At 57.6% G+C, this 15,488-nt stretch carries 14 protein-coding genes; 5 read left to right on the forward strand and 9 right to left on the reverse strand.

The genetic code is table 11. The annotated features are described in order from the left end of the window. Positions 1–13 precede the first annotated feature (13 nt). From PM04_RS01075 to PM04_RS01110, 8 genes are all read right to left on the reverse strand, one after another. A complete protein-coding gene (locus tag PM04_RS01075; RefSeq protein ID WP_038002801.1) occupies positions 14–370 on the reverse strand; it encodes a hypothetical protein in 357 nt (118 codons plus the stop codon). A 3-nt stretch (positions 371–373) separates the two neighbouring features. Further along, positions 374–760 (reverse strand): response regulator, encoded by a 387-nt coding sequence (locus PM04_RS01080; protein ID WP_038002803.1) that lies wholly within the window; start codon positions 758–760, stop codon positions 374–376. A 14-nt stretch (positions 761–774) separates the two neighbouring features. Continuing rightward, the gene (locus tag PM04_RS01085; RefSeq protein WP_038002805.1) at positions 775–1,614 is read right to left on the reverse strand and encodes a protein-glutamate O-methyltransferase CheR; all 840 of its coding nucleotides are present in this window, start codon (positions 1,612–1,614) and stop codon (positions 775–777) included. A 5-nt stretch (positions 1,615–1,619) separates the two neighbouring features. Further along, a complete protein-coding gene (locus PM04_RS01090; protein WP_038002808.1) occupies positions 1,620–2,087 on the reverse strand; it encodes a chemotaxis protein CheW in 468 nt (155 codons plus the stop codon). 3 nt (positions 2,088–2,090) lie between these two features. Then, positions 2,091–4,271 carry a chemotaxis protein CheA gene (locus tag PM04_RS01095; protein WP_081945954.1) on the reverse strand — a complete coding sequence of 727 codons (2,181 nt, stop codon included), beginning with the start codon at positions 4,269–4,271 and terminating at the stop codon, positions 2,091–2,093. A 3-nt stretch (positions 4,272–4,274) separates the two neighbouring features. Continuing rightward, positions 4,275–4,637: a response regulator gene (locus tag PM04_RS01100; protein ID WP_038002811.1), complete on the reverse strand. Its 363-nt coding sequence runs from the start codon at positions 4,635–4,637 to the stop codon at positions 4,275–4,277. Next, entirely contained in the window at positions 4,634–4,912 is a 279-nt protein-coding gene (locus PM04_RS01105; RefSeq protein ID WP_152593977.1) for an STAS domain-containing protein, read from the reverse strand. Before PM04_RS01105 ends, PM04_RS01100 begins: the two co-directional genes overlap by 4 nt. A 310-nt stretch (positions 4,913–5,222) precedes the next feature. Continuing rightward, positions 5,223–6,284: a substrate-binding domain-containing protein gene (locus tag PM04_RS01110; protein WP_038002817.1), complete on the reverse strand. Its 1,062-nt coding sequence runs from the start codon at positions 6,282–6,284 to the stop codon at positions 5,223–5,225. 305 nt (positions 6,285–6,589) lie between these two features. Between PM04_RS01110 and PM04_RS01115 the strand changes: the two genes are divergently transcribed. The 5 genes from PM04_RS01115 to PM04_RS01135 all read left to right on the forward strand — a co-directional run bounded on the left by PM04_RS01115 (position 6,590) and on the right by PM04_RS01135 (position 12,941). Continuing rightward, positions 6,590–7,945 (forward strand): ABC transporter substrate-binding protein, encoded by a 1,356-nt coding sequence (locus tag PM04_RS01115; RefSeq protein ID WP_038002819.1) that lies wholly within the window; start codon positions 6,590–6,592, stop codon positions 7,943–7,945. A gap of 76 nt (positions 7,946–8,021) precedes the next feature. After that, the gene (locus PM04_RS01120; RefSeq protein WP_038002821.1) at positions 8,022–8,999 is read left to right on the forward strand and encodes a carbohydrate ABC transporter permease; all 978 of its coding nucleotides are present in this window, start codon (positions 8,022–8,024) and stop codon (positions 8,997–8,999) included. Between the two features lies 1 nt (position 9,000). Then, positions 9,001–10,170 carry a carbohydrate ABC transporter permease gene (locus PM04_RS01125; protein WP_038002824.1) on the forward strand — a complete coding sequence of 390 codons (1,170 nt, stop codon included), beginning with the start codon at positions 9,001–9,003 and terminating at the stop codon, positions 10,168–10,170. Positions 10,171–10,182: 12 nt separating this feature from the next. Continuing rightward, positions 10,183–11,820, forward strand: a complete 1,638-nt coding sequence (locus PM04_RS01130) for an alpha-amylase family glycosyl hydrolase (protein WP_038002826.1) — start codon at positions 10,183–10,185, stop codon at positions 11,818–11,820. Between the two features lie 17 nt (positions 11,821–11,837). Further along, entirely contained in the window at positions 11,838–12,941 is a 1,104-nt protein-coding gene (locus tag PM04_RS01135; protein WP_038002828.1) for an ABC transporter ATP-binding protein, read from the forward strand. 77 nt (positions 12,942–13,018) lie between these two features. Here the strand turns inward: PM04_RS01135 and PM04_RS01140 are convergent, their stop codons facing one another. Further along, the gene (locus tag PM04_RS01140) at positions 13,019–15,430 is read right to left on the reverse strand and encodes an FAD-dependent oxidoreductase (RefSeq protein ID WP_038002830.1); all 2,412 of its coding nucleotides are present in this window, start codon (positions 15,428–15,430) and stop codon (positions 13,019–13,021) included. Positions 15,431–15,488: the final 58 nt, after the last annotated feature.

Below are 15,488 nucleotides of genomic sequence, written 5' to 3' on the forward strand. Positions count from 1 at the left end.
TTTAGATGACAATCTAAAAGAACTCTATGTCCTCGCTCGACGCGTTGGGTTGCGCCCCTTTTGGCTCGGCCAGGCCCTGCAGCCTATGTTGCAAGCTTGTCAAATTGACTACATCGATCAAGATAGTGGCCTCGTCTTGAGGTATCGGCGTCACGTGTGAAGCATGGGTCATCAGATTGGAAAGTTGTTCAAGGACCTGCGCCAATTCGTCAATCTGTTGAATACCCGTGATTGTGGTTTCCTGTAGGGTATCACCGCCCAGAGCGTCTTCTAGGTGGGTTTCGACATCTTTTGCGGTTGCAGACAGTCGAGATAATTCCTGCGCGATGACGGCTTGAAGCTCCGTTGGATCAGTTGGCAAAGGGTTCATTTTCTAAAGCTTGCCCACAACGGCTTCGATGCAATCGCGCATTTCAACAGGTGTGAATGGTTTTTTGAGAAAGTTATTCATGCCCAACTGTTTGCCGGTACCGACGATTTGCGCATCGGCTTTGCCGGTAATGAGGATGAACCCGGTGCCACGTGTGGTTGGGTCGTGGCGGATGTGTTGCAGCAAACGCAAGCCATCCATTTCCGGCATGTTGTAGTCCGAAATCACGAGGTGGGCAGGGCTTGCCTTTAGTTGATGCATCGCCGTGAGGCCATTGTCGGCATATTCCACTTGTGTGATCCCGAAAGAGTCGAGCGCATTCAGGATTAAGCCACGGCTTGTAGCCATGTCGTCCACGACCAGGACTTTGAGTTGATCTCGGAGTGCCATTATTTGCCTCTCATTTATTCGGTGCGTTGGTAGCTGGTTAGACCAGCGGAACGGAACGCCTTGTTGGTGTCGAGGTTGACGCGCTCACTGTGGCCGACGAACAGCCAGCCTTTTGGTTTCAGCTGTTTGCCAAATTTCTCGAAAAGCCCCTGCTGGGTCGGCAGGTCGAAGTAAATCGCCACGTTTCGGCAGAAAATAGCATCAAATCGACCTGAAAAAGGCCAATCCCTTAGGAGATTGAGTTTCCTAAATGCAATTAGTTTTTTGACGTTTTCTTTGAAGCGGAAGTCTTTTGGATTCTCGGTCGCCTCAATTAAATCGCTGAAGTAATCTGCTCGTTCGTCTGGCAGGCTGTCCTTGGGGTAAACGCCGGCTAGGCCATGGTGCAAGACGTTGGGGTCAATATCTGATGCGAGAACTCTAAAGTCGGCTGTTGCAAGTTGGGGCGCATGTTTCAGGCAGTAGGCCGCGATTGTGAAAGGCTCTTGTCCGGCAGAACAGCCTGCGGACCAAATGCGTACGGGATCGCCTTTGCGTGCAGCTTCGACCATTCCCGGAAGAACCTCTTTGCCAAATAATTCAAAATGGTGAGATTCGCGAAAGAATTGGGTGACGTTTGTTGTGAGAGCTGAAATCAAGTTGATGCGTTCGACCTCACCATCTGGGTCGTTCTGCCGAAGCAAGGCGCAATAGTCCTCGAAAGTTCCGAGTTTGAGCTGACGCAATCGCTTTTGGAGCCGCGAATAAACGAATGCCTTTTTTGAGGCGGGTAAAACGAGACCGGCCTCGTCATAGGCAAGTTTCGAGACAGCTTGAAAGTCTGCTTCGCTTAGTTCGGAACGTTGGGTGCGCATTTGGTTCAAGCAGCCGCTTGCCCTGTTTCAGGCAAAACACCCGCAAGGTCGATGACGCGGATCATGCGGTCCTCGACTATCGTTAGGCCGCTGATGAATGAGCTGGCTTTGCCGTTTGCAAGTTCCGGTGGCGGTTGGATATCGGATTTTTGCAGGGTCAGAATGTCAGATACGGCATCGACCAAAACGCCCAAGGTTTGGGTTTCGAGCTGCATCACGATGATGACATTGCGTGAGGTTGCTTTGATCGGATCCATCCCGAGCCGTGCACTAAGGTCAACTATGGGCAGGACTGCCCCCCTAAGATTAATGACGCCGCGGACATAGTCAGGTGCATGTGGTAGGGATGTTGCGGGTGACCATCCGCGGATTTCACGGACTTTCATAATATCGACGGAGTACTCTTGCTTACCTACGCGAAAGGCCAAAAGTTCGAGGTCGCTGTTAGAGGCATCTGTTGGGTCGTGGGTCATTTTCTATCCTGCCATGGAAAGGGCGGTGGGTGTATCCGGTGAACCGGCGCGCGCGATAAGATCTACTGGATCAAGGATGAGGGCGATTTTGCCGTCGCCTAGGATTGTTGCTGCCGCAACGCCAGGGACATAGCCGTAGCTGTCCGCGAGGCCTTTAATGACGACTTGCCGCTGTTCATGGATTGTATCGACAACCAACGCGTAGGGCTCACCGTCCTCGGCGCTGATAAAGAGAACAACGGCATCTTCGGGAATGACGTTCGGCGCGCGGTACCCAAACTCGACGGCTAGGTCCAACAGCGGAACAAATTTACCACGGATATGAACGACTTGGGTGCCTTGATCCAAGGTTTGAATCTCTGCGTCCGCAAGCGTCAGCGTTTCGACAATGGAGGATAGGGGCACGACCATCGTTTGCTCAGAAACCTCGATCACCATCCCATCTAGGACCGCGAGGGTGAGGGGCAGGCTGATCGAGAATGTTGAGCCGTGTCCCGGGGTTGATTGGATTGAAATCCGCCCACCGAGAGATTGAATGGCCCGTTTGACCACGTCCATACCTACACCACGACCTGAGAGGTTGGAGATTTCTTTGGCAGTGGAAAAACCAGGCATGAACAAAAGGTTGTCGATTTCGGCGTCGCTTAGGACGGCATCTGTTGGAACCAGTCCTTTGCTTTGAGCGATTGACAACACGCGCTCACGGTTGATGCCCGCACCGTTATCTTGAATTTCGATGACAACGCGGCCTGACCTATGCGTGGCGCGCAGGTGGATCGTACCCTCGGGCTCTTTGCCTGACTGCTCCCGTTTCTCGGGAGTTTCCAAGCCATGATCGACGGCGTTGCGGATCATGTGGGTAAGCGGATCAGCGAGGCGTTCGATGACCGTCTTGTCGATCTCTGTTGCCTCGCCCTCTAGCACCAATCGAACTTTTTTGTGCGTGTCGTGGGCTGCTTCACGCACGATCCGTGACATTCTTTGGAACAGAGGTTTAACGGGCTGAGCACGGATAGCCATGACTGAGTCTTGGATGTCCCGGGTCAGTTGTTGGAACTCATCTAGGCCAGTCGAGATTGTCGTATTGGAGGTCAAGTTCTGAGCCGAAAGGCTTTGTGACAGCATGGCTTGATTGATGACCAACTCACCCACAAGGTTAACAAGCCGGTCGATCCGCTCCAGATCCACGCGTACGGTTGCCGCGACGGGTGCGGCTTTGGTGGGTGTAGGGGCTGGTGGTTTCGGGGCCTCGGGCGCGGTGTTCTCTGCGGCAGGTTGCGCCGGGGCTTGGTCATCTACTGAGGGCGCGGGTAAATCGGGCAAGGTGGGAAGGTCTGGCAGAACAGGTAGCGCTTCTAGGTCAGCTGTGTCTGGCGTGCTTTGGTCTGAGGTCTTCTTGGTGATTGCGAGGGTGCATAGCCCCTGGGCAAACTCAAACACCTCTTCGATGTCGGTTTGTGACGTGTCGGCTGATAGCGTGAGGTCCCAGTGCAAGTTGGTTTGGCTAGGGTCCAGCACCTTAAGCGGAGGCAGATCGGAGGCGTCACAGATAGCTATGACAGGCCCCAATTCGGCGAGGGCTCGCATCAAAAATAGGGGTTCGTTGCCGCTTTGATTTAAGCCTTTGTCCGTGGCAAAACGGATCGTCCAGACTGGCGTTGTACCCGCTGCCTCATCCGCGACCTCATCGATATCCGCGTCCACTTGGGCGTCGATAGCGGGCAGATCGATCGAGAGTGTCATCGGAGCGAAGTCTAGATCCTGATCCGCATCGGTTGTGGCCTCGTCGGCATCGCTCCCTCCGGGCATTAGGGTTTCTAATTCGGCAATAACGACCGCATTCTTAGCCTCATCCACGGGCGTTTCATCCCGGGCTGCGGCGACCAGATCGGATAAAGAATCCGCTGATTTTAAAAAGAGCAGAACCGCATCAGCGTCTATCGCGAGGCGGTCTGATCGCACCTCATCCAAGACCGTTTCAAAGCGGTGCGCGAAGTGGACTAGATCGTCCAGCCCAAAGGCACCCGCACCGCCCTTGATCGAATGGACTGCACGGAACACCGCATTGACAGTTTCGGGATCGGTATCACCGCCCTGAACCTGCAATAGCCCTTCTTCGAGGCTTTCGAGAAGTTCGCTACATTCAACAAAGAATGACGCTTTGATTTCTGCCATTGGGTCCATGAATTAGCCCCCCGTGACCATGCGCAGGGCCCCAACCAATTTGGCTGGGTCAAACGGCTTTACGATCCAACCCGTGGCACCGGCTTGGCGGGCGCGCAGCTTCATGTCTTGCGCGCTTTCGGTTGTGAGCACGAGGATGGGAATGCCTTGATAGGCATCTTGTTTGCGAACCTCTTGGATGAATTTGAACCCGTCCATGCGCGGCATATTAATGTCGGTGATGATCGCGTCTGGGGCCATCTGGGACAAAACCTCAAGCCCATGTACGCCATCCTCGGCCACTTGGGAGGTTATCCCGGCTTGGGTCAGCGCAAGCGTGACCATGTTTCGGATGGTGCGACTGTCATCTACGGCGAGAACATTCATGGAGCCGCCCCTTCGGTTTGGATTGCGGAAAGGTCGGTGCCAAAGCTGGTCAAACAGCTAAGAAACTCGGCGGAGGGGGCATCAATCGTCAGAGCCCGACTGTCCGCTGCCAAATGCGGCTTGGCCGCCAGCAGAACCTGTAGCCCCGGCGTGGTCAGAATATTGACGCTGGATGCATCGATCGTGACATCGCTAGAGCCAGATAAAAGGCGGTCGCGCAGGTCAATACTGGCCGACAGATCAACACGGGCGGGAAGAGCAATGACAGTGGCCATGATCACACCGCATTGCACAGGAATTGGGTCATAGGCAGGTTCAAAGCGCGTCCCTTTCAATTTCGATTTGACCCCGAGATAGACTGAAGGATGCTAAGAAACGGTTACTCGTGGTTCAGTTTTTCACGCCAAAACAATCAATCGCGTGGCGTAGCCAAACAATGCCGCATAATCATCCGGCAAAACATGCGGGGCAAACTGTGTCAAAAATCGCCGAAACGGCCTGTGCGCTGAAAAATCAAACGCGCCCTATGACGCCGTAAAGCCGACCAAACTGAAGTCCATGAGCAAATTGGCAGCCGTCGCGTGGTCACGCGTCGTGGGCGGATGTCACCTGCGCCGCTGTGTGGCGCGGCGCGGGCCCAGTAGACTGGCCGATGTGTAGGGTGACATCCCAGACCTCCTGGGTGTGTGGTGCAGTAGGCGATGCGATGCGATCAAGCAGCAGTTCAGCACATCGCCGCCCCGCCGCCCGAACCGAAGACCGCGTGCCGGTGAACAAAGGCGTCTCACCCCCGTTGCCGATGTAGGACAGCGCATCATCATGACAGACAACGGAAATATCGCGCCCTAGCTTGAGCCCAAGTTCCGCAAGCGCGCGGTGCACCCCAAGCGCGATCACCACGGATGACGCCAAAAATGCGGTCGGTGGGTTCGGGGCGGACAAAAGCCGCTTTGCCCCATCGTAGCCCGCATGTTCTGTCATCTCATTGTTGGTGATTAAATCGGGGGCAGGGGCAAAGCCCCGCGCGGCCAGTGTTTCGCAATAGGCGCGCTCACGCTGGTCGGCGTAATCGACACCTTTGGTCCCGTTCAGCAGGCCAATGCGTTCATGCCCAAGGTCCAACAGCATGTGGGTGGCCGTCGTAAAAGCACCGTAATTGTTGATATCCACATAGGAATACTCGATCGCCTGCGGCTCTGCCCGACCATGCACGACGAACGGCAGGCCCAGATCGTGCAGGACCTTGATCCGTGTGTCTTGGGGCACGGGGGCATGGACGATCACACCGTCTACGGTGCCTTTGCCCGCCAAATCTCGATAGGTGCGCAGCTCATCCGTGTCGCTGACGACGGACACAAGCATATCGTACCCGGCTGTGGCATACACCTCGCTCGCGCCCGCGATGAAATCCGCGAAAACTGGGTTCACCATTTCGTGATTGCTCGACAGGGGGATGACGTGTCCGATGGCCATGGATCGGCCCGTAGCCAACGACGTCGCCCGGCGCGAGGGTTTGTAATTATACGCCAGCGCGGCTTGGTGTACGCGTTCGCGGGTCGCGGCCTTTACCTCTGGATAACCGCCCAAAGCACGAGACACTGTCGTTTGCGACAGCCCTAGTTTTTCTGACAATTGTTTGAGGTTCACGGGTAAAGGCTTTCGGGAAATAAATTGTGCGTTAACGGTAGGGGCCCCCTTAGTTTTTGTCAAAGAGTGCGAAGGGCGGAGGCAGGGCTACCGCATTATTCAGCGTAATCGTGATAGAGACGTATGGCTCTGGTCGTCGGTACCGGGCTGGTCCAACGCGCAGAATATCCAAGGCCAATTTGTTTCGATTAAAGCTTGCCAAAGCGCTTTCAAATACGCCACGCTGTAACCCAAGACATTAAAAACATGCGTTTCGTTGTGCTGGCTTTGGTTTGATCGCCAGGTGCGACGTGGGAGGAATTATAATGAAGAAAGCACTGTTGTGCTGCATTGCGTCCTGTGCGCTATGGCCCGCCATGGCAAACGCCGACGGACATCTGCCCTTCGCGCCGGGAGAGGGCGCGTTTTCCTGGGACAGTTACACCGCCTTTGCTGAGGACACTGACCTGACGGGTCAAACCTTAACGATCTCAGGGCCATGGACCGGGGCAGAGAAAGACAAGTTTGAGGTGGTTTTGGCCTACTTTGAGGCCGCCACAGGCGCGCAGGTGCAATACTCAGGCTCAGACAGCTTTGAACAGGACATCGTGATTTCGGCGCGCTCAGGCTCTGCGCCGAACTTGGCGGTGTTCCCGCAGCCGGGCCTTGCGGCGGACTTGGCCAGTCAGGGGTTGCTGACGCCATTGCCACAAGACACCGCAGATTGGGTGGCGCAGAACTATGCAGCCGGCCAGTCATGGGTCGATCTTGCGACCTATCCCGGTGCGGATGGCGCATCTGGGTTTTACGGCATGTTCTATCGTGTCGATCTGAAATCACTGGTTTGGTATTCGCCCGATGCCTTTGACGAGGCGGGCTATGATCTGCCTGAAACCATGGAAGATCTGCTCGCGCTGACGGATCAGATCGCAGCGGATGGCGGCACCCCTTGGTGCATCGGGCTGGGGTCAGGGGCGGCCACCGGTTGGCCCGCGACAGACTGGGTCGAAGACATCATGCTGCGTATCAACGCGCCAGAGGATTACGACGCTTGGGTCCGCAATGAGATCGGCTTTGATGACCCCAAAGTCATCGAAGCGATTGAGAAGTTCGGCGTATTTGCGCGCAACGAGGCCTTTGTGAACGGCGGCGTGAGCGCGGTCGCCAACACCGATTTCCGCGACAGCCCGTCGGGCCTATTTGCGATCCCACCCCAGTGCTACATGCACCGTCAGGCATCGTTTATCCCGGCGTTCTTTCCAGATGGGACGACCATGGGCCAAGACGTGGATTTCTTCTACTTTCCGGCCTTTGCGGACAAAGATCTAGGCAAGCCCGTGCTGGGTGCGGGGACGTTGTTTTCCGTGACGGACCCGTCCGAGGCCGCGACGGCGATGTTGGAGTTCCTCAAGCTGCCCGTTACCCATGAAACATGGATGGCGCAGGGCGGATTTTTGACGGCGCATGCAGGCGTGAACCCGATGACCTACATCGACGACAGCAGCCGCGCTCAAGGCGAAATCCTGCGCAACGCGACGACCTTCCGCTTTGATGCATCGGACCTGATGCCGGGTGAGATTGGCGCAGGCGCGTTCTGGACGGGTATGGTCGACTACGTCACTGGCGAAGACGCCAAAACTGTGGCCGAGGGCATCCAAGCCCGCTGGGACGACCTAAAGTGATCCCCCTTAACGGATCCTCCAAGGCGCGTGTCCTGCGCGCCTTGGGCCATGTTGTTTAGCCGTCAAAGGGGCATTGATGTCACCGCTTATCCAAGGCGCGCTCACGATATTTATCGGTGTGGGCGGCTGTGTGGCCTATTTCTGGGCGTCCAATGTGGTGCTGGATAAGGTTCTCTTTCCTGCACGTGGCCCAAAGGCAGGGCGCAATATCAATCGCGCCAATCTGATCCGGCCTTGGCTGTTCTTGTTGCCGGCGCTGTTGGCGCTGGGGCTTTACCTCGTGTACCCGGTGTTTGGCTCATTCAGTCGGTCGCTTTATAACCGCACGGGGGCTGAGTTCATCGGGTTCGGCAACTACCGTATCATGCTGGGCGATCCGGAGTTTCGCACCGCCCTGACCAACAACCTGTTGTGGGTGCTGATCGTGCCCGCGGCCTCGACGTTCTTTGGGTTGTTGATTGCGCAACTGACGGACAGATTGCGCTGGGGCACGGTGGCGAAATCGATCATCTTTATGCCCATGGCGATCTCCTTTGTTGGGGCCGCACTGATTTGGAAGTTCGTCTATGCCAACAATCCCGACATCGGTCTGATCAACGCGATCTTGGTGGCCTTTGGAACAGAGGCCAGCATCGACGTTCTGCAAATCCCGTTCTGGAATAACCTCTTTTTGATGGTCATCCTGATCTGGATCCAAACCGGATTTGCCATGGTGATCCTGTCGGCGGCTTTGCGCGGTGTGCCAGAGGAGACAATCGAGGCCGCGATCCTGGATGGGGCAGGGCCGGCACGGGTGTTTTTCTCGATCAAAGTGCCACAGATCATGCCCACAATCGTGGTGGTCTGGACGACGATCACGATCCTCGTGCTCAAGGTTTTTGACATTGTCTACACCATGACCGGGGGCAACTTCGGCACGCAAATCCTGCCGTCCTACATGATGTCCTACATGTTCCGCGATGACGGGCGCGCCACGGCGGTGGCCTTTGTGATCATGCTGATTGTTCTGCCCGTGATGGTCTGGAACATCCGCCAAGCCCGTAAGGAGATGTGAGATGACCGGCATCGCGGGACAAAAATCCGCCCTTTCTTGGGTCGTGAATATCACGGTTCTGGCATTGGTGGTGTTGTGGTTAATCCCGACCATTGGGTTGTTGGTGTCGTCCTTTCGGGACCGGGATGCGATTTCGGCCAGCGCGTGGTGGACCGCGCCTTTGTCGGTGGAACAGAACTTCCGGGTCCGCGCGCCTGCGGCAGACGCAAGAGCAATCGATGGCGGATTTGAAACCGCGATTGGGGGCTATGAGATTACGGGCAACATCGCGGATTTGATCGCGGCTGAAACCGGGCAAACCGGGCCCGTTACGATCACCGCATTTGGGGCCACGGCGCGCGCACCTGTCGCCGCACAACCGGGTGAGGTTTTGCCCCTCAGCCGCGACAGAACACTCTCAATCACCGCGGACGGAGACTACCGCTTCTTTGCCCCAGCGGAGATCACGCGCGACCCGTCGCTCTACTTCGCGATGGAGATACCGCCGTCATTCGATTTGGATAACTACCGCGAAATCCTCCGCTCTGACGGTATGGATATCGCGTTCATTAACACGCTGACGGTCACGCTCCCGGCTACGGTGATCCCCATCCTGATCGCGGCTTTCGCGGCCTACGCGCTGGCGTGGATGGATTTTCGCGGACGCGGAATGCTGATCGCGGTGGTGGTGGGGTTGCTGGTTGTGCCGCTTCAATTGGCGCTGGTGCCGATGCTGTCGTTTCACAACACGATTGGGATCGGCCAAAGCTTTCTGGGGATTTGGCTTGCGCATACGGGCTTTGGGCTGCCGCTCGCGATTTATCTGCTGCGCAATTACATGGTCGGTCTGCCGCGCGACATCATCGAAAGCGCGCGTGTGGATGGCGCCACCGACTTTCAGGTGTTTACCAAGATCATCCTGCCCCTCAGTTTTCCCGCACTCGCGTCATTCGCGATTTTTCAGTTCCTTTGGGTCTGGAACGATCTGCTGGTGGCTAAGGTGTTCCTACCCGCAAGCTCCGAAAGCTGGGTGATGACGGTCAAAATCGCCGATGATTTGCTCGGCTCACGCGGGGGGGATTGGGGCATTCTGGCCGCCGCCGCGTTCACGTCGATCGCCGTGCCGCTTTTGGTGTTTTTCACTCTGCAACGCTACCTTGTCCGCGGTCTTCTCGCGGGTTCGGTCAAGTAAAGGTCCATACTAATGTCCGCGAACACTGACGCTCCCTCCGGCCTCGGTCCTGCGCTTGATTGGTGGCGCGGTGGGGTGATCTATCAAATCTATCCTCGCTCGTTCCAAGATAGCAATGGCGACGGCATCGGTGACCTGCCGGGCATCACCCAACGGCTGCCCTACATCGCGTCGCTTGGGGTGGACGCCATCTGGATATCGCCGTTCTTCACCTCTCCGATGAAGGATTTCGGCTACGATGTGAGCGATTATTGCGATGTCGATCCCATGTTCGGCACGCTGGCCGATTTTGACGCCTTAGTGGACCGCGCCCATAGCCTTGGGCTGCGCGTGATGATTGATCTGGTGCTCTCGCACACGTCTGACCAGCATCCGTGGTTTGTCGAGAGCCGCCAAAGTCGGGACAACCTGCGCGCCGATTGGTACGTTTGGGCCGACCCCAAACCCGATGGTGGCCCCCCCAACAACTGGCTGTCGATTTTTGGCGGGCCTGCGTGGCAATGGGATGCGCGGCGGTTGCAATACTACCTGCACAATTTTCTCACCTCCCAGCCCGATCTTAACTTTCACACGCCAGCCGTGCAGGACGCGTTGCTGGATGCGACCCGGTTCTGGCTAGACCGTGGGGTGGATGGTTTTCGCCTCGACACAATCAATTTTTACTTCGCGGATAAGGCCCTGCGCGACAATCCGGCCCTCCCGCCGGAGGCGCGCAACGCAACAATCGCGCCATCCGTGAACCCCTATAATCACCAAGACCACGTCTATTCCAAGAACCAGCCCGAGAACCTTGTGTTCCTCAAACGCTTCCGCGCTTTGCTGGAGGAATATCCCGGCACCGCCGCCGTGGGCGAGGTGGGCGATGCCCAGCGCGGGTTAGAATTGTTGGGGGAATACACCAAAGTCGGGCAGGGCGTGCAGATGTGCTACGCCTTTGAGTTCCTTGCCAAAGCTCCCCTTACGGCGGCGCGCGTGGTTGAGGTGTTCGCGCGGCTAGATGCCGTCGCGGGCGAAGGCTGGGCCTGTTGGGCGTTTTCCAATCACGACGTGGTGCGCCACGCAACTCGGTGGGATTTGTCACCCGCCGCTCAACGGCTCTTTGCGACGCTGTTGTTATGTCTGCGCGGCTCGGTTTGCCTTTATCAGGGCGAAGAACTGGGCTTGAGCGAAGCCAACGTGCCATTCGACGCTCTCCAAGATCCTTATGGCATCGAATTCTGGCCTGAATTCAAAGGACGTGATGGCTGCCGCACCCCAATGGTGTGGGAGCAGAGCAACCAAAACGCAGGTTTTAGCAGCGGCACACCTTGGTTGCCGGTGGACGATGCGCACCTTCCACAAGCCGTCACGACGCAAGAGGCCGATCCTAACGCGCTTTTGCACCACTACCGCGCGATGATCGCCGGGCGCCGTACTCATCCCGCGCTGCGCCACGGAACCCAAACAGATATGCGCGCGCAAGGGAATGTGCTGACATTCCAGCGGATTGAAGGAACTGAAACGCTCTTTTGCGCGTTCAACATGGGCGGGACCCCGGCACACATCCAGGGGCCGAGCGGCGCGTGGCACCCCATCATGGGGGAGGCTTTGGCGCCAAGCGGTGAACTGGCCCCATGGGCTTGTGCAATCCTTCAGAAAACAAACACCTAACAGGGGTACACACATCGATGGCTGAGCTGAAACTCACAAATGTCGCCAAATCCTACGGGGCCGGGGTCGAGGTCCTGCGGGACGTCAACCTAGAGATCGAGCAAGGCGAACTGGTGGTTTTTGTTGGCCCCTCTGGCTGCGGCAAGTCCACGCTTTTGCGGATGATCGCAGGGCTTGAGCAGATCACAAGCGGCACGCTTGAGATTGACGGACACATGGTCAACGACCTGCCGCCAAGCGAACGGGGTATCGCCATGGTGTTCCAATCCTACGCGCTCTATCCACATATGACCGTGCGCGAAAACATGGCCTTTGCTCTGAAAATCGCCCGCAAGTCCCGTGCCGAAATTGATGCAGCCGTCACATCGGCCGCCGACAAACTGCAACTCACTCCCTACCTTGATCGCCTCCCCAAAGCGCTCTCAGGGGGGCAGCGTCAGCGCGTGGCCATCGGACGCGCTATCGTGCGCGACCCCAAGGTCTATCTCTTTGATGAACCGCTCTCAAACCTCGACGCTTCCTTGCGCGTCGCTACAAGGATTGAGATCGCCCAACTCAAAGAGGCAATGCCAAACAGCACAATGGTCTACGTCACCCACGATCAGGTCGAGGCCATGACACTGGCCACGCGCATCGTCGTTCTCGCGGACAAAGGTATCGCACAAGTCGGCGCACCGCTCGATCTTTACAGCAGGCCAAATTCTGAGTTCGTGGCCCAGTTTATCGGCTCGCCTGCGATGAACCTGCTGCCCGGTGAAATTGTTGAAACCGGCACAACAACCCGCCTCAAACTTCGGGACGGCGGGGGCACGATCACTTCGGATTATCCCTCAATCCCGGAACATTTGGGCGCGCAGGTCAACGTTGGTATTCGGCCCGAAGACATGCACAGGGTCACCACACCGGATTACGCCTGCGGGGCCACCGTCACAATTGTAGAGGCTCTGGGCGAGGTGACCCAACTCTATCTCACCGCTCCAAACGCGGGCCAAGACGCCAACCCCATCATAGCCAAACTGCCGGGTATCCACACCGATCTGCGCGGCGGCAAACTTACCCTCTCTGCGCCTCCGGATAAGGTACATATTTTCCTCAAGGGCCGGGCGCTCAGCACGACCTAACGCCTTTGTTCCCAAAATACTCCCGCGCGGAGCGCACCGCGGCCCCCGCAGGGGCCGCAAACACATCGTGTCGTCCGTTAGGACGTCATCTTCAATCGATCAGGGTCGACCAAAGGTGTGGTGACCAACCGTGCCGGGCGCATCTCGCCTAGAATTTCGATCTCAACCTCTAGGCCCTCTGTGGCGCGGTCGCGGGGCACAAACGCCTGCGCCACGGATACCTGAGCGTGGTGCGAATACCCGCCCGAGGTGCAGAACCCGACAACCTCACCGTCCAGCCAAATCGGCTCATACCCCTGCACATCCGCATCGAGCGCCTCAACGATAAAGGCGGCCAGCACACGCGCGGGTGGTTGCGTGCGCTCGGCCTCCGCGGCTGCGCGTCCGATAAAGTCGCCCTTGGACCACTGGATAAACCGCTCCAGCCCCGTCTGCGCACAGGTATAATCGGGCGAGAATTCACTCAGCCACGCGCCGAAGAACCGATCCAGCCGCAACGACATCATCGCCCGCATCCCAAAGGGCCGCATTCCGTATTCCTCGCCCGCCGCACTGAGCACTTGGTACAGGTGACGGGCTTCGTGTGCGTCGCAGTAAATCTCATAACCCAGATCACCAGTGTAGCTGACGCGTTGGACGACGCATTGCGCCATGCCGATCAGGATCTGGCGCACATCAAGGAATTTGAATTCCGCGTGCGAAACATCGGCGCGTGTGACCTTGGCCAGTACATCGCGTGCGCGCGGACCGGCAATGGTGAACCCGGTGCGTGTGTTGCTGATGTTCTCAACCTGCACGCCATCAAGGCTGTGCCGCTCAAACCAACGGGTGTGTACGGCTTGCGCGCCGTAGCTTGCGGTCAGGATGAATTCTGCCTCACTGATGCAGGATACCGTGAAATCGCCCTCAATCCGACCTGCCGTGTTCAGCATGGGGGTCAGGCTCAGACGCCCCGGTTTGGGAATGCGACCGGCCATAACATGATCGAGCCACGCGCGGGCGTTCGGTCCAGTCACCCGGTATTTGCCAAAGTTCTGCAATTCATTGATGCCAACCGCGCCGCGCACGGCTGCGACTTCTGCGGCGGTGGCCTTAAATGCGTTGGAGCGGCGGAAGGATGGTGTCTCGTACCGAGGCTCACCGGGCAGGGCGAAATAGTTCACGACCTCTAGACCGTATTGTTGGCCAAAGACCGCGCCCTGTGCTTCCCAGATGTCATGCATAGGCGAGGTCACCCATGGCCGCGCCGCAGGCAGTTCCTCATTGGGGTAGCTAACCGAAAAACGGGTCTGATAGTTTTCAATCACTTTGGTCAGGGTGTAGCCGGGCGTGGCCCAAGTGCCAAAGCGCGCCACGTCCATGGCTGTGACGTCGCGCTCGGCTTGGCCCTCGACCATCCATTGCGCCAAGGTCAGGCCAACACCGCCGCCTTGGCTAAAGCCCGCCATCACACCGCAGGCCGACCAATAGTTGCGCAGGCCTGGCACCGGGCCGACCAAGGGGTTGCCGTCGGGGGCAAAGGTGAACGGCCCGTGGATCACGGATTTGACACCCGCACGCTCCAACACCGGGAACCGATTGTAGGCAAAGGCGATTGAGTCCTCGATCTTGTCGAAATCATCCGCCAGCAGTTCGTGCCCGAAATCCCACGGCGTGCCATCAACGGCCCATGGGCGGCAGGTCTGCTCATAAAACCCAATGCACAGGCCGCGGCCTTCTTGGCGCAGATAGCTTTCGCCTGCGGGGTCCATCACATGGGGGTGCTCGGCGTCACGCTCATAAATTTCGGGGATTTCATCGGTGACGAGGTATTGATGCTCCATCGGGTGGAGGGGCAGGGCAAGGCCTGCCATCGCGCCCACCTCACGCGCCCAAAGGCCCGCGGCATTTACGATATGCTCTGCGTGGATCGTGCCCTTGTCGGTGACGACTTCCCATGTCCCATCGGGGCGTGGGTTGGTTTCTAGCACTTTGGTGTGGGTCTGGATCGTAGCCCCGCCCATCCGAGCGGCCTTGGCGTAGGCGTGGGTGGTGCCTGACGGGTCAAGGTGCCCATCCAGCGGGTCGTAAAGTCCGCCCAAGATGCCGTCGATGTTGGTCACGGGGGCCACACGGGCGATTTCTTCGGGGCTCAGGATTTCGGTCTCTAGGCCCATAAAGCGATGCTTTGCGCGCTCGGCTTTCAGCATATCAAACCGCTCTGGCGTGTCGGCCAGCGTGACGCCGCCCACGTGATGCAGTCCACACGACATGCCTGTCAGTTCCTCCAGCTCACGGTAGAGGCGGATGGTATAGCCCTGCAACGCGGCCATATTGGTGTCGCCGTTCAACGTATGGAAGCCGCCCGCCGCGTGCCATGTCGAGCCGCTGGTCAGTTCCGAGCGTTCCAGTAGCATCACATCGGACCACCCAAGTTTGGTCAAATGATAAAGGACCGAGACCCCGACGACACCGCCGCCAATAACACATACCCGGGTGGTTTTTTCCATGTTTTGCTCCTGCGCGTTTTGGGCAATTTGGCGCGAGGCGGGGATGCGGTCCTGCCCG

The sequence above is a fragment of the Thalassobacter sp. 16PALIMAR09 genome (genome assembly GCF_000765485.1).
Taxonomy (GTDB): domain Bacteria; phylum Pseudomonadota; class Alphaproteobacteria; order Rhodobacterales; family Rhodobacteraceae; genus Thalassobacter; species Thalassobacter stenotrophicus.

Excerpts from the sequence above, each read along its gene's own strand:
- PM04_RS01075 (WP_038002801.1), bottom strand. The coding sequence starts at position 370 with ATGAACCCTTTGCCAACTGATCCAACGGAGCTTCAAGCCGTCATCGCG.
- PM04_RS01080 (WP_038002803.1), bottom strand. The coding sequence starts at position 760 with ATGGCACTCCGAGATCAACTCAAAGTCCTGGTCGTGGACGACATGGCT.
- PM04_RS01085 (WP_038002805.1), bottom strand. The coding sequence starts at position 1,614 with ATGCGCACCCAACGTTCCGAACTAAGCGAAGCAGACTTTCAAGCTGTC.
- PM04_RS01090 (WP_038002808.1), bottom strand. The coding sequence starts at position 2,087 with ATGACCCACGACCCAACAGATGCCTCTAACAGCGACCTCGAACTTTTG.
- PM04_RS01095 (WP_081945954.1), bottom strand. The coding sequence starts at position 4,271 with ATGGACCCAATGGCAGAAATCAAAGCGTCATTCTTTGTTGAATGTAGC.
- PM04_RS01100 (WP_038002811.1), bottom strand. The coding sequence starts at position 4,637 with ATGAATGTTCTCGCCGTAGATGACAGTCGCACCATCCGAAACATGGTC.
- PM04_RS01105 (WP_152593977.1), bottom strand. The coding sequence starts at position 4,912 with ATGGCCACTGTCATTGCTCTTCCCGCCCGTGTTGATCTGTCGGCCAGT.
- PM04_RS01115 (WP_038002819.1), top strand. The coding sequence starts at position 6,590 with ATGAAGAAAGCACTGTTGTGCTGCATTGCGTCCTGTGCGCTATGGCCC.
- PM04_RS01120 (WP_038002821.1), top strand. The coding sequence starts at position 8,022 with ATGTCACCGCTTATCCAAGGCGCGCTCACGATATTTATCGGTGTGGGC.
- PM04_RS01125 (WP_038002824.1), top strand. The coding sequence starts at position 9,001 with ATGACCGGCATCGCGGGACAAAAATCCGCCCTTTCTTGGGTCGTGAAT.
- PM04_RS01130 (WP_038002826.1), top strand. The coding sequence starts at position 10,183 with ATGTCCGCGAACACTGACGCTCCCTCCGGCCTCGGTCCTGCGCTTGAT.
- PM04_RS01135 (WP_038002828.1), top strand. The coding sequence starts at position 11,838 with ATGGCTGAGCTGAAACTCACAAATGTCGCCAAATCCTACGGGGCCGGG.
- PM04_RS01140 (WP_038002830.1), bottom strand. The coding sequence starts at position 15,430 with ATGGAAAAAACCACCCGGGTATGTGTTATTGGCGGCGGTGTCGTCGGG.